General features: G+C 71.5%; 23 protein-coding genes and 1 tRNA gene. 16 read left to right on the top strand and 8 right to left on the bottom strand.

Going from position 1 to position 26161, the window contains the following annotated elements; all coding sequences use genetic code 11:
* Positions 1-90: 90 nt before the first annotated feature.
* On the top strand, positions 91-2763 hold the full coding sequence (locus AB0B55_RS12450) for a helix-turn-helix domain-containing protein (protein WP_357129398.1): 2673 nt from the start codon (positions 91-93) through the stop codon (positions 2761-2763).
* Positions 2764-3004: 241 nt separating this feature from the next.
* Here the strand turns inward: AB0B55_RS12450 and AB0B55_RS12445 are convergent, their stop codons facing one another.
* The gene (locus AB0B55_RS12445) at positions 3005-3505 is read right to left on the bottom strand and encodes a MarR family transcriptional regulator (protein ID WP_355048531.1); all 501 of its coding nucleotides are present in this window, start codon (positions 3503-3505) and stop codon (positions 3005-3007) included.
* 100 nt (positions 3506-3605) lie between these two features.
* Between AB0B55_RS12445 and AB0B55_RS12440 the strand changes: the two genes are divergently transcribed.
* Together AB0B55_RS12440 and AB0B55_RS12435 are read left to right on the top strand one after the other, a co-directional pair.
* Positions 3606-4187, top strand: a complete 582-nt coding sequence (locus tag AB0B55_RS12440; protein WP_357129402.1) for a YceI family protein — start codon at positions 3606-3608, stop codon at positions 4185-4187.
* A gap of 283 nt (positions 4188-4470) precedes the next feature.
* Complete coding sequence (locus tag AB0B55_RS12435) at positions 4471-5949, top strand: glutamate--cysteine ligase (RefSeq protein ID WP_357129405.1); 1479 nt, start codon at positions 4471-4473, stop codon at positions 5947-5949.
* Positions 5950-6051: 102 nt separating this feature from the next.
* Here AB0B55_RS12435 and AB0B55_RS12430 read toward each other — a convergent pair whose 3' ends face one another.
* Complete coding sequence (locus AB0B55_RS12430; RefSeq protein WP_357171722.1) at positions 6052-7608, bottom strand: hypothetical protein; 1557 nt, start codon at positions 7606-7608, stop codon at positions 6052-6054.
* Between the two features lie 122 nt (positions 7609-7730).
* On the opposite strand from AB0B55_RS12430, the gene AB0B55_RS12425 reads away from it, so the two are divergent.
* Positions 7731-8432 carry a PASTA domain-containing protein gene (locus AB0B55_RS12425; protein WP_357129411.1) on the top strand — a complete coding sequence of 234 codons (702 nt, stop codon included), beginning with the start codon at positions 7731-7733 and terminating at the stop codon, positions 8430-8432.
* Positions 8433-8556: 124 nt separating this feature from the next.
* Complete coding sequence (locus tag AB0B55_RS12420; RefSeq protein ID WP_357171721.1) at positions 8557-9363, top strand: PASTA domain-containing protein; 807 nt, start codon at positions 8557-8559, stop codon at positions 9361-9363.
* Between the two features lie 7 nt (positions 9364-9370).
* On the opposite strand, the gene AB0B55_RS12415 is transcribed toward AB0B55_RS12420, so the two are convergent.
* Both AB0B55_RS12415 and AB0B55_RS12410 read right to left on the bottom strand, forming a co-directional pair.
* Positions 9371-9814, bottom strand: a complete 444-nt coding sequence (locus AB0B55_RS12415) for a hypothetical protein (protein ID WP_357171719.1) — start codon at positions 9812-9814, stop codon at positions 9371-9373.
* Positions 9815-9912: 98 nt separating this feature from the next.
* Positions 9913-10197, bottom strand: coding sequence for a hypothetical protein (locus AB0B55_RS12410; RefSeq protein WP_357171718.1), 285 nt, complete (start codon positions 10195-10197; stop codon positions 9913-9915).
* Between the two features lie 623 nt (positions 10198-10820).
* Between AB0B55_RS12410 and AB0B55_RS12405 the strand changes: the two genes are divergently transcribed.
* The 3 genes from AB0B55_RS12405 to AB0B55_RS12395 all read left to right on the top strand — a co-directional run bounded on the left by AB0B55_RS12405 (position 10821) and on the right by AB0B55_RS12395 (position 12485).
* Positions 10821-11696, top strand: a complete 876-nt coding sequence (locus tag AB0B55_RS12405; RefSeq protein WP_234584497.1) for a helix-turn-helix transcriptional regulator — start codon at positions 10821-10823, stop codon at positions 11694-11696.
* The gene (locus tag AB0B55_RS12400; RefSeq protein ID WP_355048523.1) at positions 11666-11887 is read left to right on the top strand and encodes a DUF397 domain-containing protein; all 222 of its coding nucleotides are present in this window, start codon (positions 11666-11668) and stop codon (positions 11885-11887) included. Before AB0B55_RS12405 ends, AB0B55_RS12400 begins: the two co-directional genes overlap by 31 nt.
* Before the next feature lie 199 nt (positions 11888-12086).
* Positions 12087-12485: a hypothetical protein gene (locus tag AB0B55_RS12395; RefSeq protein WP_357129423.1), complete on the top strand. Its 399-nt coding sequence runs from the start codon at positions 12087-12089 to the stop codon at positions 12483-12485.
* On the opposite strand, the gene AB0B55_RS12390 is transcribed toward AB0B55_RS12395, so the two are convergent.
* Positions 12453-13058: a hypothetical protein gene (locus AB0B55_RS12390; protein ID WP_357171717.1), complete on the bottom strand. Its 606-nt coding sequence runs from the start codon at positions 13056-13058 to the stop codon at positions 12453-12455. The two genes, AB0B55_RS12395 and AB0B55_RS12390, sit on opposite strands and share 33 nt — an antisense overlap.
* Before the next feature lie 214 nt (positions 13059-13272).
* On the opposite strand from AB0B55_RS12390, the gene AB0B55_RS12385 reads away from it, so the two are divergent.
* On the top strand, positions 13273-14829 hold the full coding sequence (locus tag AB0B55_RS12385) for a S8 family serine peptidase (protein WP_357171715.1): 1557 nt from the start codon (positions 13273-13275) through the stop codon (positions 14827-14829).
* 57 nt (positions 14830-14886) lie between these two features.
* Here the strand turns inward: AB0B55_RS12385 and AB0B55_RS12380 are convergent, their stop codons facing one another.
* The 3 genes from AB0B55_RS12380 to AB0B55_RS12370 form a co-directional block, all read right to left on the bottom strand.
* Entirely contained in the window at positions 14887-15693 is an 807-nt protein-coding gene (locus tag AB0B55_RS12380; RefSeq protein ID WP_357171714.1) for a WecB/TagA/CpsF family glycosyltransferase, read from the bottom strand.
* A complete protein-coding gene (locus tag AB0B55_RS12375; protein WP_357129432.1) occupies positions 15690-16805 on the bottom strand; it encodes an NAD-dependent epimerase/dehydratase family protein in 1116 nt (371 codons plus the stop codon). The genes AB0B55_RS12380 and AB0B55_RS12375 overlap by 4 nt, the downstream gene beginning before the upstream one ends.
* 65 nt (positions 16806-16870) lie before the next feature.
* Positions 16871-16956, bottom strand: a tRNA-Leu gene (locus AB0B55_RS12370).
* A 207-nt stretch (positions 16957-17163) separates the two neighbouring features.
* On the opposite strand from AB0B55_RS12370, the gene AB0B55_RS12365 reads away from it, so the two are divergent.
* From AB0B55_RS12365 to pknB, 7 genes are read left to right on the top strand one after another with little or no spacing between them, the layout of a single operon-like run.
* Entirely contained in the window at positions 17164-17952 is a 789-nt protein-coding gene (locus AB0B55_RS12365) for a DUF3662 and FHA domain-containing protein (protein ID WP_007454122.1), read from the top strand.
* Between the two features lie 6 nt (positions 17953-17958).
* Positions 17959-18444: an FHA domain-containing protein gene (locus AB0B55_RS12360; protein WP_355048517.1), complete on the top strand. Its 486-nt coding sequence runs from the start codon at positions 17959-17961 to the stop codon at positions 18442-18444.
* Positions 18441-19901: a PP2C family serine/threonine-protein phosphatase gene (locus AB0B55_RS12355; protein WP_357129436.1), complete on the top strand. Its 1461-nt coding sequence runs from the start codon at positions 18441-18443 to the stop codon at positions 19899-19901. Before AB0B55_RS12360 ends, AB0B55_RS12355 begins: the two co-directional genes overlap by 4 nt.
* Before the next feature lie 30 nt (positions 19902-19931).
* Positions 19932-21422 carry an FtsW/RodA/SpoVE family cell cycle protein gene (locus AB0B55_RS12350; RefSeq protein WP_355048515.1) on the top strand — a complete coding sequence of 497 codons (1491 nt, stop codon included), beginning with the start codon at positions 19932-19934 and terminating at the stop codon, positions 21420-21422.
* A complete protein-coding gene (locus tag AB0B55_RS12345; RefSeq protein WP_357171712.1) occupies positions 21419-22924 on the top strand; it encodes a penicillin-binding transpeptidase domain-containing protein in 1506 nt (501 codons plus the stop codon). Before AB0B55_RS12350 ends, AB0B55_RS12345 begins: the two co-directional genes overlap by 4 nt.
* A 1-nt stretch (position 22925) precedes the next feature.
* Positions 22926-24332: a protein kinase gene (locus AB0B55_RS12340; RefSeq protein WP_357129442.1), complete on the top strand. Its 1407-nt coding sequence runs from the start codon at positions 22926-22928 to the stop codon at positions 24330-24332.
* Complete coding sequence (gene pknB / locus AB0B55_RS12335; protein ID WP_357129445.1) at positions 24329-26149, top strand: Stk1 family PASTA domain-containing Ser/Thr kinase; 1821 nt, start codon at positions 24329-24331, stop codon at positions 26147-26149. The genes AB0B55_RS12340 and pknB overlap by 4 nt, the downstream gene beginning before the upstream one ends.
* Positions 26150-26161: the final 12 nt, after the last annotated feature.

The raw sequence follows: 26161 nt of genomic DNA, 5'->3' as shown, positions 1-26161 counted from the left end.
CCCCTCGGCTGTCGGATTATCGGCGAGCGGACGTCGGCAGGACGACGTTCGACTGCCGATGGTCGGAGGCGAACCGTACTCTTCGTGCCCATGACTCCGGATCATGGGTGGTCGCGGAGCCCGGCCGGTCGTACCGGGCTGCCGGAGCTGCTCCGTGCGCACCGGCGCGCCGCCGGTCTGACCCAGGCGGAACTGGCGTCCCGTGCCCGAGTCGGTGTGCGGACGGTGCGGGACCTGGAGCGTGGCCGGTCGGTCCGGCCACAGCGCACCACCGTCGATCTGCTCGCCACGGCGTTGGGGTTGACCGGTGCCGTCCGGGCGGCATTCCTGGCCACGGCCCGTGGCCCTGTCGGCGGCGAGCCGCCGTCGGATGTCGGCCCGGGCGCGGTCGGCGTCGCGTCGGCGCAAGCCACCCGAGTCGACGCGCCGGTCGCCCTTCCGCCGCCGGTCGCCCTGATCGGACGCGATCGCGATGTCACCGAGTTGGCCGCGATGCTGACCGCGGAACACGGACCACGGCTGATCAGCCTCGTCGGCCTGGCCGGGGTCGGCAAGACCGCGCTCGCGCTCGCCGTGGCCCACGCGGCGGCACGGGCGCATCCGGGCGGTGTGGCCGGCGTGCTGGTCGGCGAGGGTTCGGACGGGCCGGACGTCCTCGCGGCCTCGATGACCGTCCTCGGCGCCGCCCGGTTACCGGAACTGGTCGCCCGCCTCGCCGGCCGGCGGGCGCTGCTGGTCATGGACGCCGTCGAGCGCGCCCCCGGCCCGGTGGCCGAGACACTGCACCGGTTGGGCACCGTACTGCCGTCGCTGCGGGTGCTGGTCACCGGCCGGCATCCGGTCGGGCTACCCGGCGAACGGGTCTGGCCGGTCGCCCCGCTCGAGGTGCCACCGCCGGACGGCGAACAATCCGGTCCGGCCACGCTCGTCTCGTGGCCAGCGGTCGCGCTGTTCATCGCACGGCTCGCCCAGGTCCGTCGGGAACCGCCCGGCCCCGACGAGCTACCAGCACTGGCCGCCCTGGTCCGCCGGCTGGGTGGCCTGCCACTGGCCATCGAGCTGATGGCCGCCCGGGGGCGGCTGCTCGACCTCACCGAACTGCTCGACCGGTACGGCGACCGGGTCCTCGACCTGACCACCTCGACCGAGGAGACCCGTGCCCGGTGGGACGGGCCGGAGTCGGCCGCCCGCCGTCCGTACGCCACCGATGCCACCCGGGCGGCGGTGGCGGTGACCCTGCGGGACGCGGTGGCGACCAGCTACCGCCTGCTCGCGCCGCACGAGCGCGACGCGCTGCGGCGACTCGCCATGTTTGGCAACCGGTGGTCGGTGGAGATGGCCGAGGAGATGCTCGCCGACGAGGCCGACCGGGACGGAACCGTCGCCATCGATCCGGTCCCGGTGCTGGACCGCCTGGTCGAGCTGGGCCTGCTGAGCGTTCGCGGCACCGGGCCGTTCCGGTTCCGCCTGCTCGACGCGGTCCGTGACTTCGCCGTGGAGCAGGCGGTCGGCGGTGGTGAGCTGACCTGCGTACGGCGTCGGCACGCGGAGGTGACCGCCCGCCTCGTGGCGCGGACCGCCGCCGACCTGGCCGGCCCACGGATGCTCGACGCGGTGCACCGGCTCGACCAGCTGAGCAGCGATATCAGCTCCGCGCTCGCCCACGCGGCCACCGATGACCCCCTGACCGCGCTCCGGCTCGCCGCCTGCCTCCCCCGCTGGTGGCGGTTCCGGGGCCGGGACGTCGCCGGGCGGCAGTGGCTGCGACGTCTGCTGGCCGACCCGCGAACCGCCGACGCGGACCCGATCCTGCGCGGCTGGGCCAGCCTCGGGATGGCACGGCTCGCGGCCGAACACGGTGCCGAGGCAGAAGAGTTACCCACGGCACGCGCCGCGTTGGAGATCTTCCGACACTCGGGCGACGTGACCGGCGAGTTGGAGGCGCGCGGGGTGCTCGGTGCTCTGCTGACCACCGTCGGCGGGCACGACGAGGCGCGGGATCAGGCCGAGGCGGTGCTCCGGCTCGCCGCCCGCAACGGTCGTACGCGTGATCTGGCGGTGGCGCAGAACAGCCTTGCCTGGCACGAGATCCGCGTCGGCGACCTGGCGGCGGCACGCCGGCGGCTGGCCGCCGTGGACCGGCTCGCGGCCGAGGGGGGTGAGCAGCGGTTGCGCGTGCTGGCCTGGGCCAACCGGGCCGAGGTGTCCCGCCTCGAGGGCCGGTACGCCGACGCCGTCGACCAGGGGCGGCGTGCGGTGGCGGCGTTGTTCGAGCTGGGCGACCCGGGACATCGCCGTCGGGTGCTCGGCACGGTCGGTCTGGCGCTGGCTCAGGACGGCCGTGCCGCCGAGGCGACCGAGGTGCTCACCGAGCTGCGCGCCGGCGGTGCCGAGGCGACCGTCGCCGTGCCGGGGCGGCAGTGGTTGGAGCGGGTCGGACTGCCGCGACCACGGTCGGACGACAGCGTGTTGTCGTGGAGCGGACCGGAGGCGGGCATCTGCGCGCTGATCGAGGGGAACCTGGCGCTGCACCGGGGTGATCGGGAGTTGGCGGCCGAGTGGTTCGCGGCCGCCGTCGAGGCCGGTCACGATCGCCGGGACGTCGTGGAGGCGCTGGTGGGCCTCGCCGCGAGCACCGGAGATCCGACGGTCCTCGATCGTCTGGACCAGGTCTGCGAGGAAACCGGGATCCGACTGCTGCCGCAGGAGTCCGGGCTGCTCTACGCGCTGATCGCCGCCCGGGGTGGAGCCACCGAACGGTGAGCGGTGGCCGGTCGGCGTCGATGGACCGCCGGATGGAGAGTGGCGCGGGCGAAGAGCCCCCTTGGTGCTACCCCTCGCTGTTCGCCCGCGCCGTCACCCCCCGGTGATTCCCCGGTGGGCGAAAGCCTGCCACCGTTGCCGGGGAAGAAGGTGTTTTTCAAGAGGTTTGTCCGGTCTTTGGGGTCAGTTCTGCCGGTCCTTCTGCCGGTACCGCCCGGAGGCCCATCTTGCGGGCCGACGGTCAGGTCGGGTCGCAGTCGTCGGCCGTCTCCTGCTCGGTACTGCCGGCGGTCGCGCCAGGATGGACCGCGTCCCGCACCCGCCGCAGGCCGTCGAGCAGTGCCGCCAGGGCCTCGGGTTCGAGTTGGCCGGTGAACCACTGTTCGATGATCCGCAGGTGCCCGGGCAGTGTCTCGTCGAGCCGCTGCATTCCGGACGCGGTGACCACCGCATACGAGCTACGGCGGTCGTTCGGGCATGCTCGACGGGTGAGCAGTCCGTCGCGTTCCATCCGGTCCACCACCCGGGTCACGCCGCTGGTGGACAGTGAGGTCTGTGCGGCGAGGTCGGTCATCCGTAGCTGGTTGCCGGGCGAGCGGGCCAGTCGGGTGATCACCTCGAACTCGACCTGGGAGAGGCCGTGCTCCTCGAGTTGGGCGGCGAACCGGGCTGAGAGCCCGGCGTGGGCCTCGTACAGGAGGCCAACCGCGGTGATCCGGGGGTCGTCGAACACGTTGGTCACTCGTTAATCCTACCAGTCCTTGACACGGGGAATGTTGTTGCGGTTATATTTGCTGAAGCAGTCGTTGGGCTACTAAACAATCCTCTGGAGGACACCAGTCATGACCAGCAGCATCGACGCGGTTACCCGCGACTGGGACGGTCTCACCATCCCGGCGGCCGGCACCTACGTGCTGGACGCGGCGCACAAGCGGGTCGGCTTCGTCGCCCGGCACATGATGGTGAGCAAGGTCCGCGGTGAGTTCAACGAGGCGACCGCCACCATCACCGTCAGCGAGGACCCGCTGCAGTCCTCGGTCGTCGCGACCATCCAGGCCGCCAGCATCGACACCACCCAGGACGACCGGGACGCGCACCTGCGCAGCCCCGAGTTCCTCGACGCGGAGCAGTACCCGACCCTGGAGTTCCGCAGCACCGGCGTCAAGTCCCGCAAGGGCAACGAGTTCGTGCTCGACGGTGAGCTGACCGTCAAGGGCGTCACCCGTCCGGTCGAGCTGGAGGTCGAGTTCGAGGGCGTGGGTCGCAGCCCGTTTGGCCAGGACATCTTTGGCTTCTCCGCGAGCACCGAGATCGACCGCGAGGAGTTCGGTCTGACCTGGAACGTCGCCCTGGAGACCGGCGGCGTGCTGGTCGGCAAGAAGATCAAGATCGAGATCGAGGGCGAGGCCGTCCGCCAGGCCTGATCCCACGGATCACCCGTACACCGGGCCCGCGCCGCACGTCGGCGCGGGCCCGGTGTCGTCCGTGCCGGGCGCGTGTGAATTGTCACGACTTGTTCTTGCCCCCGCGAGGTCCGGCATGCTGGCGACGGGGTAGAGATGGCGCCACGAGCGAATCCACTCGGCCGTCGTCGGATCACCGTCGTCGGCCTCTGGCCCCGGCCAGGCGAGCGCTCTTACCGTTGATGGTTCACAATGCGCTTCCGGGACGGCAGAATCCCGACCGCGCGGGTTGTCGGGAGGACACATGGGCAGGGACGTCTCGCAGGGCGCCTTCACCCGGGAGGACCGCGTCCGCTACCGGCAGAAGGTCCGGCGGTGCCTCGACGTCTTCGCCCTGATGCTCGACGACTTCGGGTTCGACGCCGACCGGCCGATGACCGGCCTCGAGATCGAGCTGAATCTGGTCGACTCGGCGGCCGAGCCGGCGATGCGCAACGAGGAGATCCTCGCCGAGATCGCCGATCCGCTCTTCCAGACCGAGCTGGGGCAGTTCAACCTGGAGTTGAACGCCGAGCCCCGGCTGATCGAGGGCGCCGGTTTCGCCGACTACGAGCACGACCTGCGTAGCAGCCTCTCCCGGGCCGACGAGCGCGCCGCCAGGTCCGACGCGAAGATCGTCCTGGTCGGCATCCTGCCCACCCTCACCGAGGGGCACCTGGTCGAGGACAACCTCTCCACCAACGAGCGCTACCGGGTCCTCAACGACCAGATCGTCGGCGCCCGGGGCGAGGCCATCGAACTCGACATCCGTGGCGTCGAGCAGTTGCGGACGCACACCGACTCGATCGCCCCCGAGGCGGCCTGCACGAGTCTCCAGTTCCACCTCCAGGTCGCGCCGGACAGCTTCGCCGACTACTGGAACGCGTCCCAGGCCATCGCCGGAGTGCAGGTGGCGGTCGGGGCGAACTCGCCCTTCCTCTACGGCCGCCAACTCTGGGCCGAGACCCGGATCGCCCTGTTCAAGCAGGCCACCGACACTCGTCCGGAGGAACTCAAGGCCCAGGGCGTACGCCCCCGGGTCTGGTTCGGCGAGCGGTGGATCACCTCGATCTTCGACTTGTTCGAGGAGAACGTCCGGTACTTCCCACCACTGCTGCCGATCTGCGAGGACGAGGACCCCGTGGAGGTGCTGCACGCCGGCGGGGTGCCCCAACTCAGCGAGCTGCGGCTGCACAACGGCACGGTCTACCGCTGGAACCGCCCGGTCTACGACATCATGAACGGCCGCCCGCACCTGCGGGTGGAGAACCGGGTGCTGCCCGCCGGTCCCACCGTGGTGGACATGCTGGCCAACGCGGCCTTCTACTTCGGACTGGTCCGTGGTCTGGCCGAGGCCGACCGGCCGATCTGGAGTCAGCTCACCTTCTCCTCAGCCGAGGAGAACTTCCACTCGGCGGCCCGCCGTGGTCTGGACGCCGTGCTGCACTGGCCCGGGGTCGGTGACGTGCCGGTCACCAAGCTCGTACTCGATCAGTTGCTGCCCGTCGCCGCGACCGGACTGGACGGCTTCGGCGTCGCGCCGGCGCAACGGGACCGGCTGCTCGGCATCATCGAGCAGCGCTGCCGTACCGGTCGCAACGGCTCCGTCTGGCAGACCGAGGCGGTCTGGGCGGCGGAGCACCACCACGGCATGGACCGCCCGGCAGCCCTGCACCACATGGTCAAGCGCTACGCGGAACTCCAACGCACCAACGAACCAGTCCACACCTGGCCCGTCCAGTAACCACCCCACCCCACCCCGGGCCTGGTTGATCAAGAGGTTCGCGTCAGAAATCGCGCCGCTGATGACGCAAACCTCTTGATCAACAGGTGGATGGCGGTGGGGTCAGGTGGTGGGGCGGCGGGGTGGGCGGGCTCGGGGCGCGGTTGGGGCGTTGGTTGGGGCGTCGGTTGGGGCGTCGGTTGGGGGCGCGGCGTCGGGGTTGGGGCGTGGGGCCGGGACGCGGGGTGCGGTGGTGGTCGCGTCGGCGGGCTGGTCCCCGCGCGGGCTTGTCGGTGCCGACGGCGTCCTGCCGCGTCGGGTTGCCGTGCCGGCTGCGGCGTCGGTCACCGAGCGGGCGCGGCGTCCGGGTCGCCCGGCGTCCGCCACGCCCTCTCTCGTGGGCGTCGTCCGATCGGTCGGGAGCCCTCCGGCCCGGGTGAAGTCCGCCGGAGGGGCCGACGTCGAGCCGGGTGAGCCGGCCGGAGGGGCCGACGCCGGTTCGCGTTGGCCGGTCGGAGCGGTCGACGTCGGGTCGGACACGTCGCCCGATGTCAGCTTGGGGTTCGCCGACCCACCCGTCGAGGCGGCGTCCGGACCGGCGGCCGGGGCGGTCGGACGGCGGTCGGCGGCCCGTCGGTGGCCGGCCCTCTCGGCGAGCCGGGCGACCAGTATCGAGCCGCCGACCCCGGCGATCACCGCGTACGGGGCGATGAGCTGGGTCGAGAACTGTGCCGGGCCGGGGGTCGCCCACCTCGGCACGGTGGTCAGGTAGGCGAGCGCGACGAGCAGCGGGCCGGCCGCACCGGAGGCCGCCGCGCCCACCCGGTGTCCGCCCGGACGCGCGGCGCCGCGGGCGGCGAGGGCACCGATCAGAAGCGCGGGTACGAGTGCCAGCAGCGCGCCCGGCCAGTAGATCTGGCCCCCGATCCAGTACCGCCCGTGGTCCGGGTCGAGCTGCCAGGTGCCGAGTTGGGCACCGGTCAGCCCGCGTCCGACGCGTACACCGTCGATGACCGAGACCACGGCGAGCAGCCACAGCCAGGCGGCCGTCGCGGTGATGTTCACCGCGACCGTGCGGGAGCGCAGCGCCCAGAGCGCGACGAGGACGCCGATCAGGATTCCCAGCGCCGCGTGCAGGGCCGCGACCCGCTGCGGCGCGCCGGTGTCGGCGCCCGCGGCGACCCGCGCCGGTACGGCGACCAGCAGTACGGTGACCAGTCCACCGAGCCCGGCACCGAGCGCCAGGGACAGCCGGCGGAGCAGACCGGGGTGCTCGACGGCCACCGGTTCGGCCCGATCGATGACCGGCCGATCCTGCGGATCGATGACCGGCCGATCCTGCGGCACGTCGGCGCCCTCGGCCCGGGTCGGTTGGCCCGGCGTGAGCGCCGGCGACTGCGGCAGGTCAGCCTCGTCCGCCGCTGCGGCGCCGGTCGTCGGCGTGGGCGTCGCACGCTGGTGCAGTCGCTGCGCGCAGACAGCTCCCAGCACAGTGGAGCTGGCGGCGAGCCAGGTGGCCCAGGCGAGGCCGTCGGCCCAGGCCGTGCCGTTGGCCCCGGCCTCGGTGGGCGTCCAGGTGATGACGCCGAGCCCGTAGCCGAAGCCCAGTTGCGCGGCGCCCGCGCCGGCAGCGACCCCGACCGCCGTCGCGATCGATACTCCCCAGCCCCGTCTGGCCATGCCGGGCAGCGTAACGTCCCGTCGTCGGTGCGGCGAGTCGCGGCGACCCGCCGGTACGGACCGTCGGCACAACGTGGTGGGCGGCGAACGGTACGGTCGCCGGTGATGAGGCGGTGGACGGTATGACGGACGCGAACACGGGTCGGCAGGAATCCTCCGGTGGCCGGGACGGCGGTGACGGCCGCCGAGCTGGCGTGTTGCTCGGTGGCGGACTGGTCGCGGTGCTCCTCGCCGTGGTCGGCGCGACCGGCGGTTGGCTGCTGGCCGGCGAGGACGACGAGTCTCCGGGGACCCCGCAGGCGGTCGCCACCACGGCAGGTACACCGACCGAGGAGGCCACCTCGTCTCGACCGACCACCGGCCGGACCACCCCGTCCGCTCCCCGCACGACCGCCTCCGCGACGAAGGGGACCGGGCTGACCGTGCCCCCGGTGGTCGGGACCGACTTCCTCCAGGCGCGCGAGATGCTGCGCGAACAGCGGTTGGGTTGGCGGCTGGTCTTCGGCGTCGGCACCGGACGCAGGGTGGAGAGCGCCTCGCCGGCGGTGGGCACCCCGGTGACCCGGGGTACCACGGTTCAACTGCAGATCGCCGGGCCACCGCCGGCCGCCGAAGTGCCGGACGTGGTCGGCGACGACTGCGCCAAGGCAGCGGAAGAGTTGGTCGAGGAGGGGCTCTACCCGAGTTACCGCAGCGGGCGCAGTGGAAAGGTCAGTCGGCAGGAACCGGCCGAGGACGGTCCGGCACGCTGGAACGACGAGGTCAGCATCTGGTGCGGCGCGGCGGCCCCACCGAGCCAGCCGACCGCGAAGCCCACCCCCTGACCCGAGCGGCCCCGACCCGCCGGCGGCACGCGGTTCGTGCCACCGATACCGGCCGATGTCGACCTGGGCGGTTAGGTTGACGTCGAGGGCCAGGGCGCCCGCCCGGTTCGGGAAGGGACGTGCGATGAGCGACGACCGCCAGGAGCCCCCCGCCGGGACACCGGACGACGACCGCACGCGCCCTCTGCCGCCCATCGGCGGCGACCGCCCGCAACCGCCCGCGTCGACCGACGAGACGATGCCTATCGACCGGGCCGCGTCCGGCGGTGGTGCGTCGCCGGACGAGACGATGCCCATCGACCGGGCCGCGTCTGCGTCTTCGGCGGATCGGACGGCGCGGATGCCGGCCGAGCGGTCGACGCCACCGTCGTGGTCGGGGCGGGCCGAGGTACGGGCACCTCGACCGGCCGAGCCGTCCGCGGACTGGTACGTGGAGGAGCAGGGCGGCCGTCGGTGGTGGCTGCCGATCCTCTGGGGCGTACTCGCGTTGTTGTTCGCCGCCCTTCTCGGCGCGGCCCTGTGGGTGGTGTTGAGCGCGCGGGAGGACGACCCCGACGACCCGGCCACGCCGTCCGTCCCGCCGACCAGCGTCACCGCCGCGCCGACCAGCAGCGCCCCGACGTCGGCGGCGCCCACCAGCGCGACGCCGAGCAGCCCGGCGGCCACCACCGAGGGGGCGCAGCTACCGGTGCCGCCGCTGACCGGCCTCGGGCAGTCCACCGCCGAAGGACTGCTGGAGCGACTGGGCCTGAGCTACCGGGTGGTGTACCGCCCGTCCGAGCTGCCGCCGGGCACGGTGGTGCGGACCGATCCGGAGGCCGGCACCCTGGTGCCGACCGACCAGGAGGTGCTGGTGGTGATCTCCCAGGCCCGGCCGTCGCCGGGCGGCAGCTCGACCAGCCCGAGCCCGACGGCGACGGCCACGCCGTGACCGGTTCTCACCACCTACGGCGGCGGGTGCCGACGAGGCCGAGGCCGGCGAGCGAGATGGTGAGGCCGAAGATCCCGGACCAGAAGAGCGACCGGCGTACGTCGGTGCCGTGGTGGCCGCCCGACGTCGTCTCGGCGAGTGCCTGCTGACCGTCGGCCTGACCGCCGGCGCCGGAACCGGTGGCCGGGCCGGTCGCGTCGGCCGCCGCCCCGGCGTACCCGTCGGGGGTGTCGGCGCCGATCCAGCCGTACTCGTCCTCGGGAGGCTCGGAGCCGGCCACGGTGATCTCCGGCGCCGGTACCGGAACGGCCAGCCGGGTGGACGACGACGCCGGATCGTGGACCAGGACCACGACGGTGGTCAGGGCCCCGAGGAGGGCGAGCAGTCCGAGAGCGTAGGTGATACTCCAGCGGTGGTGCCGCCGCACGGCGGGCTGATTGACCATGACCATCCCAGGCTCAGGGTCCTGGACGTGCGGGTGGAACGGTGCCGGGGTGGGCGTACCGATTCTATGGCGACGGCACGCCTACCCGCGGCGGATCGCGCTGGTCAGCCGACTCTGACCGGCGTACGGGTAACCGGTCGCCGGGTCCGTACGGTGTGCGGGCGGGGCACCGGCGCGGCCTGCACCTGTTGCAGCCCTTCCCGCTGTACGAAGATCGACCGGCGGTTGACGGCGTCGCCGGCGGCGTTGAGCTCGTAGCCGTCGAGCCAGAGCCAACCGTCGTAGGTCGGCAAGTCGAGCACCCGGATCACCCGGAACATGATCGGCCTGAGGAACTGGACACTCGCCGCGCGAGTCACGTGCAGAACGTCACCGGAGCGGGGAAGCACATGGGCTCCTGGGGAGGGTAAGCCGGCGGCATGCCGGCGGTGACTGGTCTGGGATGTCTCGGCCCGGTTGCGGGATCGCGCCTCGTGGACCGTCTGGTGCTGGTGGTGGTCGGGCCGTACCCGCTGGTGGCGTGCCGCCACCCGACCATCACCTGACTGCTGCCGGGAACCGCGCCCACCGCCGCAGTCAGCTGGCTTGCAGCGGTGGGGTCATTACCCCGGCGCAGGTCCGGGTGTCGCTGGCCGGGCCTGCGTTCGGTCCGGCTGCCCGGGGTCGGTGGGTTCACCACTCCCGGAGAGCGGACCGGAACGCTGAGTGATCCGAGCCATACGGACAGAGTGCATCAGCGACGTGCTTCATGCAAGTTGCACGTCGAATTTTGCCGATACGTGAGTTCGCCACGCAAAGCGGCGCTTGAAGCGATCCGCGTGTGGGCGGCACACTGAGGGCCGGTTTCGCCCGTCGCGGCCGGCCGATGACCGGCACCATCCCTCGTCGCGAACGCTCGCCGGGCGACGGTCGCGCCCCCGGCAGGCGACAACCAGTGGCGCGGCGACCGGAGGTAGCCCGAGAGTGGGGTCGAGCAACCAGCGGCAAGAAACAGAAGTGTCGAGGCCGCGCGATGAGTGAACGGCGCAGCCCGACGATCCGACGGCGACGGCTCGGCGCGGAGTTGCGCCGGCAGCGGGAGTCGGCCGGGATCACCATAGAGGTGGTGGCCGAGCAGTTGGAGTGCTCGGCGTCCAAGGTCTCCCGCATCGAGACGGGCCACACCACGGCCACCCCGCGCGACGTGCGGGACATGCTGCGGATCTACGGCGTCGTGGGCGCCGAGAGCGACGAGCTCGTGCAGATCGCCCGCGAGGCGCGGCAGAAGGGCTGGTGGCACCCGTACAGCACGGTGCTGGTCGGGGCGTACGTCGGCCTGGAGGCGGCAGCCAGCTCCATCCGGGCGTACGAACAGCAGGTCGTCCCCGGCCTGTTGGAGACCGAGGAGTACGCCGGGGCGATGATCCGCGCCGCCCGTCCGGACTTCACGGCCGATCAGGTACATCAAAGGGTGCGTGTCCGTCTGGGCCGTCAGTCGTTGTTGACCCAGGACGATCCGGTCGATCTGTGGGTGGTGCTCGATGAGGCGGTGGTAAGTCGGCCGGTGGGCGGGGACGAGGTGATGCGCGGCCAACTCAGGCGGTTGGTCGAGGTGGCCGAGTTGCCGAACGTGACGCTCCAGATCCTCCCCTTCGAGGTGGGTGCGCACGCCGGCATGGACGGCACCTTCACGATCCTCAGCTTCCCTGAGCCCGGTGATCCGGATGTTGTGTACGCGGAGAACGCCACGGGTGGGCTTTTCCTCGAGAAAAGCGACGAACTGCAGAAGTACAGCTTCATCTTCGATCACATCCGCGCTGCGGCCATTCGTCCGGAGGAGTCCGTCGCACACATCGCAAAACTGGCAGAGGAGCCGAAATGGCGACCAAGAGGTTCCCCGTGGACCTGACGCAGGCGACGTGGTTCAAGAGCTCGAAGAGTGGGCCCAACTGCGACAACTGCGTGGAAGTGGCGTACGTGACCGGTGCGGTCGGCGTCCGGGATTCGAAGGACAAGGCCGGTCCGGCCCTGGTCTTCGCTCCCGGCGACTGGCGTGCCTTCGTTGCCGGAGCCAGGGGTGGTGTGTTGGGCTCGGCCTGACCGAGTGGTCGATGAACGTCCCCGTCCGGTCCTCGACCGGGCGGGGACGTTCCGTGTCCGCGCTCCTCGCGGCCGGCACGGCGAGGTTCCGCCGGGATTCCCGTCGCCACAGCGGGCCCGCCTCGTTGAACCCGTCGGTACGGCGTTGGTCGATGGCCCCCGCCGTACCGACCGCAACCGAGCGAGGTAGGCGAGACGGATGACGATCGGTTCAGAGAACCTCACCAACGGTCCGGGCAAGCCGGAGCGGTTCGGTGGCAAGTACCGCGGGGCGCGTCGGGACACCGTACTGACCGAGGTGGTCTCGACCGACCAGGAGTTGAACGGGCGGGACGTGTCGGCCCCGGACGCCGGGGACGCGCCGCTCTCACTGCCGTCGCTGGACCCGAACCCGCTGGTCGAACCGTCGTTCCCGCCGACCGGCTGGCCGATGGAGCCCACCGGTTCGCTCGCGGACCACCCGCTGCTGCGGGGCCTGCTGCTGGAGCTGCCGCCGAAGGGCAGCGTGCCGCCGCCCGGCTGGCTGGACCGCTGGTTCGAGGCGACCCGGGCGATCCTGGAGCTTCTATACGTGCAGGGGATCGGCCGCTCGCGCTGACCGCGTGGCGGCGGCGGTGGGCTGCGCCCGCTCGATGAGCCGGCTGTGTCGCAGCGCGTGCCGGACCCCGATGGCCGCCACCGCCAGTGCGCCGACGGTGATCGCCGGGCCGGTGATCCCGGGCTCGGCGCCGAGGTCCGTGCCGGCCGCCGCGATCACCGCCGGAAGTGTCGCCAGGGCGGTGACCTGCAACGGCACGCCGACGAGCGGGTGGGCCGCGGCGGCCCGCAGCCCGTGCGGGGCGGGTGTGCCGGGTGCGCTGTCGAACGCTCCGGCCCCGGCCCGCAGCCGGCGGATTCGCCGTATCGAGCAGACGGCCACCACGAGCGCCGGGCCGGTGGCGAGGGTGAGCCCGGCGCCGGCACGATCGATCGGCGCGGCCCCGGCGCTCGTCAGGCCGCCGACGGCCACCGCCGCGATCAGCGCGAGGCCGACCAGCGCGAGCGCCAGCAACCATCCGGTACGCCGACGGAGCGCACGCGCGTCGCGCAGCCGGGGCAGTCGGTCGGCCAGGACCCCGGCGGCCAGCCAGACGGCGGCGACCGGCAACAGGATGGTGAGCTGACTCTCCATGTCGGAGAGTCTTTCCCGTTCTTCGGTGCGGTGAATCGGGGCCGGACCCCCGTTGGCCCCGGAGGTCGGGCCCCTAGGGGCATCCCATCCGGGTGATGGACGTTTCGACATGTTTATCTGTCGCACCGGCGGACCTACTCTCAGCGAGATCGGCAGTGGTCGATCGAAGGTGCCGGTGGTCGCGCTTCGCCGCCGGTCGGAGGGAGGTAGGGAGATGGGTCTTCCACGCAGGTTCGCACTGGTCGGGGTGGCCACCGCGACCGTGCTGGCCGTCGGTGCCCCGGCTCTGGCCGCCGAGCCGGTGGGCGTCGTACGGGAGGCTGGCGGAGCCACCGCCGTGCCCGACAGCTACATCGTCGTCCTCAAGGACGGCACCGTGGCGCCCCACCAGGTCGGCGACACCGCGCAGCGGCTGACCGGCCGGCACGGCGGGAAGGTCGCCCGCACCTACGGCACCGCACTGCGGGGCTTCGAGGTCACCGTCAGCGCGGCGGCAGCGGCACGGATCGCCGCCGACCCGGCTGTCGCGTACGTCGAGCAGAACCACACCGTGTCCATCTCCGGAACGCAGGCCAACCCGCCGTCCTGGGGCCTCGACCGCATCGACCAGCGCAACCTGCCGCTGGACAGCTCCTACACGTACCCGAACACGGCGGGCAACGTGCACGCCTACATCATCGACACCGGCATCCGCTTCTCCCACAACGACTTCGGCGGCCGGGCCACCTCCGGCTACGACGCCGTGGACGGCGGGTCGGCCGACGACTGCAACGGGCACGGCACGCACGTCGCCGGCACTGTCGGCGGCTCGACGTACGGGGTCGCGAAGGGCGTCCAGTTGGTCGGCGTACGCGTGCTGAACTGCTCCGGCAGCGGCACCAACGCAGGTGTGATCGCCGGCGTCGACTGGGTCACCCAGAACGCGATCAAGCCGGCCGTGGCGAACATGAGCCTCGGCGGCGGGGCGAACAGCTCGCTGGACACCGCCGTCCGCAACTCGATCGCCTCCGGCGTCACGTACGGCCTCGCGGCCGGCAACGACAACGGCGCGAACGCCTGCAACACCTCGCCGGCGCGGACCACGGAGGCGATCACGGTCGGCTCGACGACCAGCTCGGACGCCCGCTCGTCGTTCTCCAACATCGGCACCTGCCTGGACATCTTCGCGCCCGGCTCGTCGATCACCTCGGCCTGGTACACCAGCAACACCGCGACCAACACGATCAGCGGCACCTCGATGGCCACGCCGCACGTGGTCGGGGCAGCGGCCCTGGTGGCCAGCGCCAACCCGAGCTGGACCCCGGCTCAGGTACGCGACCAGTTGGTGTCCAACGCCACCCCGAACGTGGTCAGCAATGCCGGCTCGGGCTCACCGAACCTGCTGCTCTATGTGGGCAGCGGCGGCACCACCCCGCCGCCCACCGGCTGCACCGGCACCAACGGCACCGACGTCTCGATCCCGGACGCGGGCGCGGCGGTGACCAGCTCGGTCACCATCTCCGGCTGTGGCCGCAACGCCTCCTCGGCCGCCACGGTGGCGGTGAACATCGTGCACACCTACCGCGGTGACCTGGTGATCGACCTGCTCGCCCCGGACGGCAGCTCGTACCGGCTGAAGAACAGCAGCACCTCGGACAGCGCCGACAACGTGAACGCCACGTACTCGGTCAACCTCTCCGGCGAGGCGGCGGACGGCACCTGGCGGCTCCAGGTGCGCGACACCTACTCGGCGGACACCGGCTACATCAACAGCTGGACCCTGACCGTCTGACCTGTTCCCCAGGGACGAGGCCCCATCCGGACGATCCCGGTGGGGCCTCGTGTCGTCCTAGACCGCGAAGGTGGCCGGCCGCTCGGTCGCCGGGGCCGGCGGGCGGGCCTTCCACAGGCCGGTCTTCTGGCCGGCGAGCCGAGCCAGGTAGGCCGGGTTGAGGATCACGTAGCGACGCCAGAGCCGCTTCGGCTCCAGCCCGAGCCGCCAGAACCACTCCAGGCCGGCGCGCTGCATCCACGGCGGAGGTTGGCGCAGCAGCCCGGCGTGGTAGTCGAACGCGGCGCCGACCGCCATCATCGGCATGTCCAGCAGCGGGCGCATGGCGTACGTGAAGACCTCCTGGCGCGGGCAGCCGAGCCCGACCAGGACGAGCCGGGCGCCGCTGGACCGGATCCGGTCGGCGATCTCGGCGTCCTCGCCCGGCTGGACCGCGCGGAACTTCGACGGCTCCACCCCGGCGATCTTCAGGGCCGGGAACATCCGCTCCAACGCCGGGATCAGCTTCGCCAGCGTCTCCTCGGTCGAGCCGTACAGGTAGACGGGCAGCCCCTCGTCGGCGAACCGGGAGAGCACGTGCAGCGTCAACGTCGGCCCGTAGACCCGGTCGGTGAGGCCGGCGCCGTGCAGCAGGTTGAGCGCCCAGCGCACCGGCTGCCCGTCGGGGGTGACCACGTCGAAGGAGTTCAACCGGGCGTTGTGCGCCGGATCGAGCACCCCGGTCATCACGCCGTGCACGGCCAACGCCGTCAGCGCCAGGGGCCGCCGCTCGTGCGCCGCGGTCACCACCGCGTCGGTCGCCGCGGCGTAGTCGGTGGCGTCCACGAGGACGCCGAGCACGTTGCGCTTGGTCTGCGGAGTCATGGCTGCGGCACCCACTTGTCCACGTTCGCCTCGTAGATCTCCCGGAGGATCATCGGCACGTCGTACGTGATCTTCCAGTCCGGGTACTGCGCCTCGAAGCGGGCCATGCTGCTCACGTACCACTGGTGGTCGCCGGTGCGGTTCTGCTCGACGTAGTTGATCCGCGCCTCACGGCCGGTGATCTCCTGGGCGATCGCGAACGCCTCGATGTGGGAGGTGTTGGAGTGCCGGCCGCCACCGAGGTTGTAGACCTCGGCCGAGCGGGGGGCCCGGAAGAACGCCTCGAACGCGGTCAGCACGTCGTGCGAGTGGATCGCGTCGCGGACCATCTTGCCCTTGTAGCCGAACAGGTTGTACGTCCGGCCCTCCATGACGCAGCGCATCAGGTACGCCAGGAATCCGTGCAGCTCGGCGGCCGAGTGGGCCGGGCCGGTCAGGGTGCCGCCCCGGAAACAGGCGGTCCTCATGTCGAAGTAGCGGCCGTACTCCTGCACCATCACGTCCGCGGCCACCTTCGAGGCGCCGAAGACCGAGTGCAACGAGTGGTCGATCGACATCTCCTCGGTGATGCCCTCGTACCAGCGGTGGTCCTCGGGCAGCTCGTACCGGGTTTCCAGCTCGACCAGCGGCAGGCTGTTGGGCCGGTCGCCGTAGACCTTGTTGGTCGAGCAGTGGATGAACGCCGCCTCGATCGCGTGCTGGCGGGTGTTCTCCAGCATGTTGAGCGTGCCACCGGCGTTCACGTCGAAGTCCGTGTACGGCTCCTTGGCCGCCCAGTCGTGGCTGGGCTGGGCAGCGCTGTGGATCACCACGGCGATGTCCGAGCCGTACTTCTTGAACACCTGCTCCAGGCCGTCCCGGTCCCGGATGTCCACGGGGTAGTGGGTGTAGGAGTTACCGAGGTCGCGGCCGAGCCGCTCCAGGCTCCACGAGGTGGAGCCGTCCTCTCCGAAGAAGTACCGGCGCATGTCGTTGTCGATGCCGACGACGTCCAGACCGAGGCCGGCGAAGTGCCGGACCGCCTCGGAGCCGATCAGACCGCCCGACCCGGTCACCAACGCGACACTCACACGCCACTCCTGGTCCATCGGAGGCAGAAACCATCGGAGCATAGCGTGACGCCCGGCACGCCCCGATATGACGGAAGGGCCCCGCATCAAGCGGAGCCCTCGCCTTTTGGTGGGGATGGGGGGAGTTGAACCCCCACGCCCTTTCGGGCACACGGACCTGAACCGTGCGCGTCTGCCATTCCGCCACATCCCCGTGGCACGACCCGGGACACTATAGCCGCCCCGAACCCGCTGTCTCCAACAGGCCCCGGGAATACTACGCTGTCCCAGACGCTCGCCACGAGCGGTTACCGTTCGTGGCGGACGAAAGATTAGCACGGTGGTCCCGGTCCTTCCGAACGGGTCGGGAGCAGACGGCCGAGCGGCGTGTGAGCTGCGCGCGCGCCGGCCGGATACCATCATGTCCTCGGGACCCGAGGAGGAGCCGGTGAGCGTGCTGCAACGCTTCGAGAAGCGTCTGGAAGGCCTGGTCGAAGGGGCTTTCGCCAAGGTCTTCAAAGGGGTGGTCCACCCCGTGGAGATCCTCAACGCCATGCAGCGGGAGGCCGAGGCGCACAAGGCGATCCTGGCCGGTGGGCGCACGTTGGTGCCCAACCGCTACGTGATCGATCTCTCGCCGTTCGACCACAGTCGTCTGGCGCCGTACGCCGCCGCGCTGGCCCAGGAGTTGGCCCAGTCGCAGGCGGAGTTCATCGGCGAGCAGGCCTGGACGGTCTACGGCGACGTGATCGTGGAGATCGAGCGGGGCGAGGGCCTGGACACGGGCATGTTCCGCGTCACCGCCGAGGTCTACACCGGCGGCGAGGTCGCCCCGGTGTCGGCGCCCGGCTACGACGCCGGTCCGCCCGCCTACCCCGCGTACGACCAGGGTGGCGGCTACGGCCCGCCGCCTGGGCACGGTGGCGGTCGCAACGTGCGGCTGGTCTCCGGTGACGGACGCACCTACCCCCTCCAGATGGGGTCGACGGTGATCGGTCGCGGCGACCAGGCGAACCTGCGCCTGCCCGACGTCGGTATCTCCCGGCGACACGCCCGACTGGATTTCGACGGCGGCCAGGTTGTGCTGACCGATCTGGGTTCCACCAACGGCACCATGGTCAACGGGCAGCGGGTCTCCGCCGTCGCGCTGAACCCGGGTGACATGGTCCAGCTCGGCACCACGACGCTGACCTTCCGCGTGGACGGCTGAGCCGCCTTGCCGGCACTGGTCATCACCGTTGCCCGGTTCGGGTTCCTGATCCTGCTGTGGATCTTCGTGTTCACGGTGGTCGGCGTGATCCGCCGAGATCTCTTCGCGGGAGCCCGATCCGGTCGCCTGGTGGCGGCACCGCGCGCGGTTGGCGCCTCGACGGGGCAGGCGGCCAAACCGGCGAAGGCGAAGCGGGGTAGGGCGGCCCACCAGCTGGTGGTCACCGCCGGTCAGTTGGCCGGCACCCGCATCACCCTCGGTGAAGCGCAGATCACCATCGGTCGGGCCGAGGACTCCACCCTGGTCATCACCGACGACTACGCCTCCGCGCGGCACGCGAGACTCCTACCGCGCGAGGGTCAGTGGTTCGTCGAGGATCTCGGCTCGACTAACGGCACGTACCTGGATCGCGCTAAGGTCACCGGACCAACCCCCGTACCCCTCGGCGTGCCGATCCGGATCGGCCGCACTTCCCTCGAATTACGGCCATGACTCTGACCCTGCGCTATGCGGCCCACAGCGACCGCGGTCTGATCCGTGACGGCAATCAAGACTCCGTCTACGCCGGGCCGCGGCTACTCGCCGTTGCCGACGGCATGGGCGGCATGGCCGCCGGTGACGTCGCCAGCAACATCGTCATCGGTGCCATGGCGCCGCTCGACGAGGATGTCCCCGGGGACGCCCTCGTCGACGCGCTGCGTTCGGCCGTGGGCACCGCCAACCAACAGCTCCGCGACACGGTGGACGCCAACCCGCAGTTGGAGGGGATGGGCACCACACTGACGGCGACCCTCTTCTCCGGCAGCAAGCTGGGGATGGTCCACATCGGTGACTCGCGGGCCTATCTGCTGCGCAACGGTGAGTTCGCGCAGATCACCAAGGACGACACGTACGTCCAGATGCTCGTCGACGAGGGCCGGATCAGCGCCGAGGAGGCCAGCAGCCACCCACAGCGGTCGCTGCTGACCCGCGCGCTGGACGGCCGGGACATCGACCCGGAGTACTCGGTGCGCCAGGTGCTCCCCGGTGACCGCTACCTGATCTGCAGCGACGGCCTCTCCGGGGTGGTGAGCGCCGAGACCATCGGCGAGACCCTGCGCGAGTACACCGACCCGCAGCAGTGCGTCGAGCGGCTGGTGCAGCTCGCGCTGCGCGGCGGCGGCCCGGACAACATCACGGTGATCATCGCCGATGCCACCGATCACGACATCGTCGAGGCGACCCCGATCGTCGGCGGTGCCGCCGCCCGGGACCGGGGCATGGCCACCTCCGCCGACGACTCGACCCCGGCCGCCCGGGCCTCGGCGCTCTCCGCGCCGCGCCCCGCCGCGCCCGAGGAGCCCGCCGCCGCGGACGACGAGCCGGAACCGCGCAAGCGCCGGCCGGTACGCGCCACCGCCATGGCCGTGGCCCTCCTGGTGATCCTCGGCGGCGGACTCTTCGCCGGCTGGACGTACACCCAGCGCCAGTACTACGTGGGCGCCACCGACGAGGGCCAGGTCGCCGTCTTCCGCGGCATCCAGGGGCAGATCGCCGGGATGGACCTGTCCACCGTGCACCGCACCAGCGGCACCCGGTTGGACGACCTCACCGTCGCCGCCCAGGACACGGTCAAGGTGGGCATCCGCGCCAAGAGCGAGCCGGACGCCGAGCGGCAGCTCGCGGAGCTGACCAGCGACACGCCGACCAACCCGAACCTGAAGCCGCTCTGCCTGCCCGATACGGGCGCGGTGACCGGCTCGCCGACGCCCACTCCATCCCCGACCCCGCCCGCGACGTCCCCGACGCCGGCCACCAGCCCCAGCGCGTCGGTGAACGGGGTCCTCAGCGCGAGCCCGACCACGGCGGCCACCGCCGGCGGGACCGATCCGACCACCGCACCCGACGCCACGCCCTCCGACTCGGCACCGCCGGCGCTCGACCCGGCCGGCTGCCGGTCTCCTGAGTGAGCGTCGACTGAGATCCCAAGGACTCCACCCGTGACCGTAGCGGCCACACCGGCATCCTCGCCCGCCACCACGGGCGGGGAGTCCGGCGTACGCCTGGCCCGGTCCCGGCGCAACGCCGAGCTGTCCCTGTTGCTGCTGGCCATGGTGCTGGTGGCCGCGTACATGGCGACCGTCGAGGCGAACCTCCTGGACACGGTCACTCCGGACTTCTGGATGCCCGCCGCCGCGCTCGGGGCGGTCTTCCTCGGCCTGCACCTGGTCATCCGGTTCCTCGCCCCGTTCGCCGATCCGGCTCTGCTGCCGGCGGTGGCCCTGCTCAACGGTCTCGGCGTGGGCTTCCTGCGCCGGATCGACCTGGGTGAGGCCGCGCCGGTGGACCGGGAGGACCTGGCCACGTTCGCCGGCATCGGCGGCCGGCAGCTCGCCTGGACGCTCGCCTCGGTGATCCTCGCCGCGGGCCTGCTCGCGATCATGCGCGACCACCGTTCGGTGTCCCGGTACGCGTACACCCTGGGACTCGCCGGCATCGTGCTGGTGATGCTCCCGGCGGTGCTGCCGCGCAGCATGTCCGAGATCAACGGCGCCAAGCTGTGGATCCGCCTCGGCGGGTTCTCGATCCAGCCGGGTGAGTTCGCCAAGCTGGCGCTGCTGGTCTTCTTCGCGTACTACCTGGTGCGCAAACGCGAGGTGCTCTCGCTGGCGAGCCGGCGGTTCCTCGGTATCGACTTCCCGCGCGGTCGGGACCTCGGTCCGGTGGTCGTGGTCTGGTTGATCAGCCTCCTGGTGCTGGTCTTCGAGAAGGACCTCGGCACCTCCTTGCTGTACTTCGGCATGTTCGTGGTGACCCTCTACATCGCCACCGAACGGGTCAGTTGGCTGCTGATCGGTCTACTCCTCTTCTTCGGCGGGGCCTACCTCGCGTACGTCCTCGGTTCGACGGTCGGCGGGCCGTTCGCCAACTTCTACGTACGCGCCGAGATCTGGCTGGACCCGTTCGCCGACCCGACCGACAAGGGCTATCAGCTCGTCCAGGGCCTGCTCGCCCTCGGCACGGGCGGGCTCTTCGGCGCGGGACCGGGCGGCGGTCAGCCGGACATCCTGCCCGAGGTGCAGAACGACTTCATCTTCGCCGGCATCGGTGAGGAGATCGGCCTCTTCGGTCTCTCCGCGCTGCTGGTGGTCTACCTGCTGATCGTGGAGCGGGGTCTGCGCGCCGCGCTGGCGGTCCGTGACTCGTTCGGCAAGCTGCTCGCCGGCGGTCTCGCCTTCACCCTGGGCCTCCAGGTCTTCGTGATCGTCGGCGGCATCAGCAAGCTGATCCCGCTGACCGGCCAGACCACGCCGTTCCTGTCCGCCGGTGGCTCGTCGTTGATGGCGAACTGGCTGCTCATCGCGGTCCTGCTGCGGGTCTCCGACGGGGCCCGGCGGCCGGTTACCGGTGGCGCCGGCAAGGCGGCCCGACCGGCGGGTGGTCCGCCCGAGCAGTTGCACGGTGCTCCCACGGAGGTGATCAAGCCGTGAACGCACCCCTGCGTCGTGTCGGTGTCGTCGTCATGGTCCTGTTCGGTCTGCTCTTCGCGAACCTGAACTGGATTCAGGCGTACAAGGCCGACGAGTACCGCACCAGTGACTACAACGGTCGGGTCCAGGTCGCCGACTACAAGCGCAAGCGCGGCAACATCGAGGCCGGCGGCACCGCGTTGGCCACCAGCAAGGAGACCACTGGCAAGCTGAAGTTCCAGCGCACCTATCCGGGCGGCGCCAAGTACGCCCATGTGCTCGGCTACAAGCCGGTCAACCTGGCCGACACCGGCATCGAGCAGTTGGAGAACGACTTCCTGGCCGGCACCAGCGACCAGTTGATCGGCGACCGGTTCAAGGACATGTTCACCGGCGACGAGACCGCCGGCGGCAACGTGCTGCTCACGCTCTCGAAGCGGGCGCAGGACGTGGCGTACGACCAGATGCGCAACAACCAGGTGGAGACGAAGAGGGGCGCGGCGATCGCCATCGACCCGCGCACCGGCGCGGTGCAGGCCCTGGTGTCGATGCCCAGCTTCGACCCGAACCCGCTCGTCAGCCACGACACGACCGCGGCGGCTGCGGAGATCAACAAGCTGGAGCAGAACCCGGACGGTCCGCTGAAGAACCGCGCCCTCTCCGAGACGCTGCCCCCGGGCTCCACCTTCAAGATCGTGGTTGCCGCGGCGGCGTTGGAGAACGGCGTCACCAAGTCGACCCCGATCCCGGCCGGGTCCAGCTACACACCGCCCACCTCGGGCAGCCCGATCCGTAACGCCGCAGCGTCGATCTGCCCCGAGCCGCAGGTCACCCTCCAGGAGGCGGTCACCGAATCCTGCAACACGGGCTTCGCGCAGCTCGGCGTGCGGCTCGGCGCGGACAAGGTCAAGGAGAAGGCCCGTCAGTTCGGCTTCGAGCAGGAGGACCTCACCGTCGGCCAGCTCGGCGAGGGCGGCCTGCGGACGGCGGCCAGCCGGACCGGCGACATGCAGAACCCGGACGGCAGCACCGACCCGGCCGCGCTGGCCCAGTCCTCGATCGGTCAGAACAACGTCCGGATGACCCCGTTGCAGGGCGCGATGATCGCCGGGGCGGTCGCCAACGGCGGCAGCCAGATGCGGCCGTACCTGGTCCGGCAGCTCCTCGCCCCGGACCGGACCACCAGCTACTACACCGCGAAGGCACGGGAGCTGCGCCAGCCCGTCGAGCCGCAGGTCGCCTCCGACCTGCGCGACATGATGGTCAGCGTGGTGCAGAAGGGCACCGGCCAGAAGGCGGCGATCAGCGGTTACACGGTTGGCGGCAAGACCGGTACGGCGCAGTCGGCGCCGGACCGCCCCGACCACGGCTGGTTCATCGGCTTCGCCCTGGACAAGAACGGCAACCCGGTCTCGGCCGTGTGTGTCGTACTGGAGCAGGCCGGCAGCGGTGGCAGCGCAGAGGCGGCCCGGATCGGTGGCCAGATCATGCGGGCCGCCATCGCCGACCCGGGGGGCCGCTGACATGCTCAGCCCCGGCGTCCAGCTCGGCAACCGCTACCGCCTCGACGAGCGGATCGCAAGCGGCGGCATGGGCGACGTCTGGCGCGGCACCGACCAGGTGCTCGGCCGGACGGTCGCGGTGAAGAGCTTGCTCCCGGCGTTGCTCGACGACCCGGACTTCGCCGAGCGGTTCCGGGGCGAGGCCCGGACGATGGCCACGATCAACCACCCCGGAGTCGTCGACGTCTACGACTTCGGCAACGATCAGCAGATCGCGTTCCTGGTCATGGAGTACGTCGAGGGCGACGCCCTGTCCTCCACGCTCAGCCGGGTCGGCCGGCTCACCCCGGCCCGCACCATGGCGCTCGTCGCGCAGGCCGCGGACGCCCTGCACGCCGCGCACGAGAAGGGCATCGTGCACCGCGACGTGAAGCCGGGCAACCTGCTGGTCCGGCCGAACGGCACGCTCGTGCTGACCGACTTCGGCATCGCCCGCTCGGACATCGTCGGCCAGCTCACCGCCGCCGGCTCGGTGCTCGGCACCGCCTCGTACATCTCGCCGGAGCAGGCCACCGGGCAGGTGGCCACCCCGGCGTCCGACGTGTACGCGCTCGGCGTGGTCGCCTACCAGTGCCTCGCCGGCCGGCGACCGTTCGAGGGGGACAACCCGCTCGACATCGCCATGCGGCACGTCCGGGAGACGCCCCGCCCACTGCCCAACGACATCCCGCCGCAGGTCCGGGCGGTCGTCGAGCGGGCGTTGGCCAAGGACCCGGCCGCCCGCTGGCCGAGTGCCGCCGCCCTCGCCTCGGTCGCCCGGCAGCTCAAGGCCGCGCTGTCCCAGCAGGCCCGGTCCGGTGGTCACTCCGCGCCGATCTCCGGGGCGCCGTCCTCGCCCGCCGCCCCCGGGCGGGCGCAGGTGCCGCAGGCGCAGCAGTTCCGCCCGCCGGGCGCGCCACACCGGCAGCCGTCCGTCGGGCAGCGACCGACCGCGGTCACGCCGGCCCAACAACCCCGTCCGACCGCGGTCGCGCCGGCCGTACCGCACGCCCGGCCGCCGGTCGCCCAGGCCGGCTATCCGCGCGGCGCCGCGGCGGTGCCGCCGGCACAGACCCGGCAGGAACACCCTCCGGCGTACGCCCGGCCGGCCGGTGCGGCGTCCGAGCCCAGCCGGTCCCGACCCGGGATGGTGCTCGTCGCCATCCTGCTGGCCTTACTGGTCCTGCTCTGCTCCGGCGTGATTTCCTACAAACTGCGGAAGGCGTCGCAGACGGGTACGTCCGGGGCGACGACTTCACAAACCGTGACGTCCGGCGCGCTGCGGCTCGACGGACGCGACGATGCGACCCGGACGTCGTACCGTCGTGAGGTACGACTCCGGCCGGGTGACGGCGGGACGACGACGAGCGAAGGACGACAGACGCGATGACAGCGCAGGCCCGCCTGCTCGGTGGCAGGTACCAGGTCGGCGAGCTGCTCGGCTACGGCGGCATGGCCGAGGTGCATCGCGGTCGCGACCTCCGGCTCGGTCGGGACGTCGCGATCAAGATGCTCCGTACCGACCTCGCCCGGGACGCGACGTTCCAGATGCGCTTCCGCCGGGAGGCGCAGAACGCGGCGTCGCTCAACCATCCGGCGATCGTGGCGGTCTACGACACCGGCGAGGAGACCGCCCCGACCGGCGAGACGTTGCCCTTCATCGTCATGGAGTTCGTCAACGGACGGACGTTGAAGGAGGTCCTCGGCGTCGAGGGCCGGTTGCAGCCCCGCCGTGCGCTGGAGATCTGCGCCGACATGTGCGCGGCCTTGGAGTTCAGCCACCGGCACGGGATCATCCACCGGGACATCAAGCCGGGCAATGTCATGCTCACCCAGACCGGCCAGGTCAAGGTGATGGACTTCGGTATCGCCCGGGCACTGGCCAGCGGCGCGACCACCATGACGCAGACCAGCGCGGTCATCGGCACGGCTCAGTACCTGTCGCCGGAGCAGGCGCGCGGTGAGGCCGTGGACGCCCGCTCCGACGTGTACGCGGCCGGCTGCGTCCTCTTCGAGCTGGTCTGTGGTCACCCGCCGTTCGTGGGTGACAGCCCGGTCAGCGTCGCGTACCAGCACGTCCGGGAGACTCCGCCGACCCCGAGCGACATCAACCCGGACGTCACTCCGGCGGTCGACGCGATCGTGCTCAAGGCGCTGTCGAAGAACCCGCTGAACCGCTACCAGAGTGCCGGTGAGATGCGCGCCGACCTGCTGCGTGCCGCCGCCGGCCGACCGGTGCTGGCCACTCCGGTGCTGCGCGAGGCGGAGACGGTGGCGATGGCCCCGGCCGGCGGCGGTGCCGCCGGCTACCCGCCGGCCGCCACCGGGCAGCAGACCCGGCAGATCCCGGCCCGGGTCGGCGACCCGCGTCAGCGTAAGGCGTCCTCCTGGCTGATCGCCCTGTTCAGCGCGGTCGGCGTGCTCGCGGTGATCGCCCTGGTCGCCGCGCTGCTGTGGAGTCAGCAGCAGGACAAGGACCTGAAGGCGGTGCCGACGCTCGCCGGCAAGACACGCGACGTGGCGGTCACCGAGATCCGCAACGCGGGCTTCAACCCGGTGGTCGGCGATCCTGTCCTGGCCAACGACTGCACGAAGGGCACCGTCGCCAAGCAGGACCCGGCGGCGGGCGCCCGGCTGAAGCAGGCGAGCACGGTGACCGTCCAGATCTGCGACGGCAAACCCGACGTCACGATTCCCCCGGGCCTGGTCAACTCGCAGTTCGAGAACGTGAAGCCCCAGCTCGAAAGGTTGGGCTTGGTCGTGGAGGAGAAGGCCGTCGACAATCCCGCGCAGAAGGGCATTGTCGTCAAGGTCAATCCGCCATCTGGGTCCACCGTCGCCCAGGACACCAAGGTGACCGTCGAGGTCTCACGCGGCAATGTGAGCAAGGTGCCGAACGTCGTCAACTCCACGAAGGACGACGCCGCCGCCGAGCTCCGCGCGGCGGGTTACGTGGTCAGCTTCCGCGAAGGCGACGAGGTGCCGGCCGCCGAGGCCGGCCGGGTTCAGAAGCAGAACCCGAAGGGCGGCACCGAGCTGGCCCAGGGCAAGACGGTGACCATCGAGGTCGGCATCCCGGAGCCGGTCGAGGAGACGCCCACGCCCCCGGGGTCGCCGACGCCGACGCCGAGCGGCACGCCGACGCCCGGCAGCGGTGGCGGCACGGGCCAGCCGATCTTCCCGCCGTTCCGGATGGACGGGGAATAGCCGTCCGCATCC

Source organism: Micromonospora sp. NPDC049107 (genome assembly GCF_040648595.1).
GTDB lineage: Bacteria > Actinomycetota > Actinomycetes > Mycobacteriales > Micromonosporaceae > Micromonospora.
This window is presented reverse-complemented; position numbering and strand designations above follow the sequence as displayed.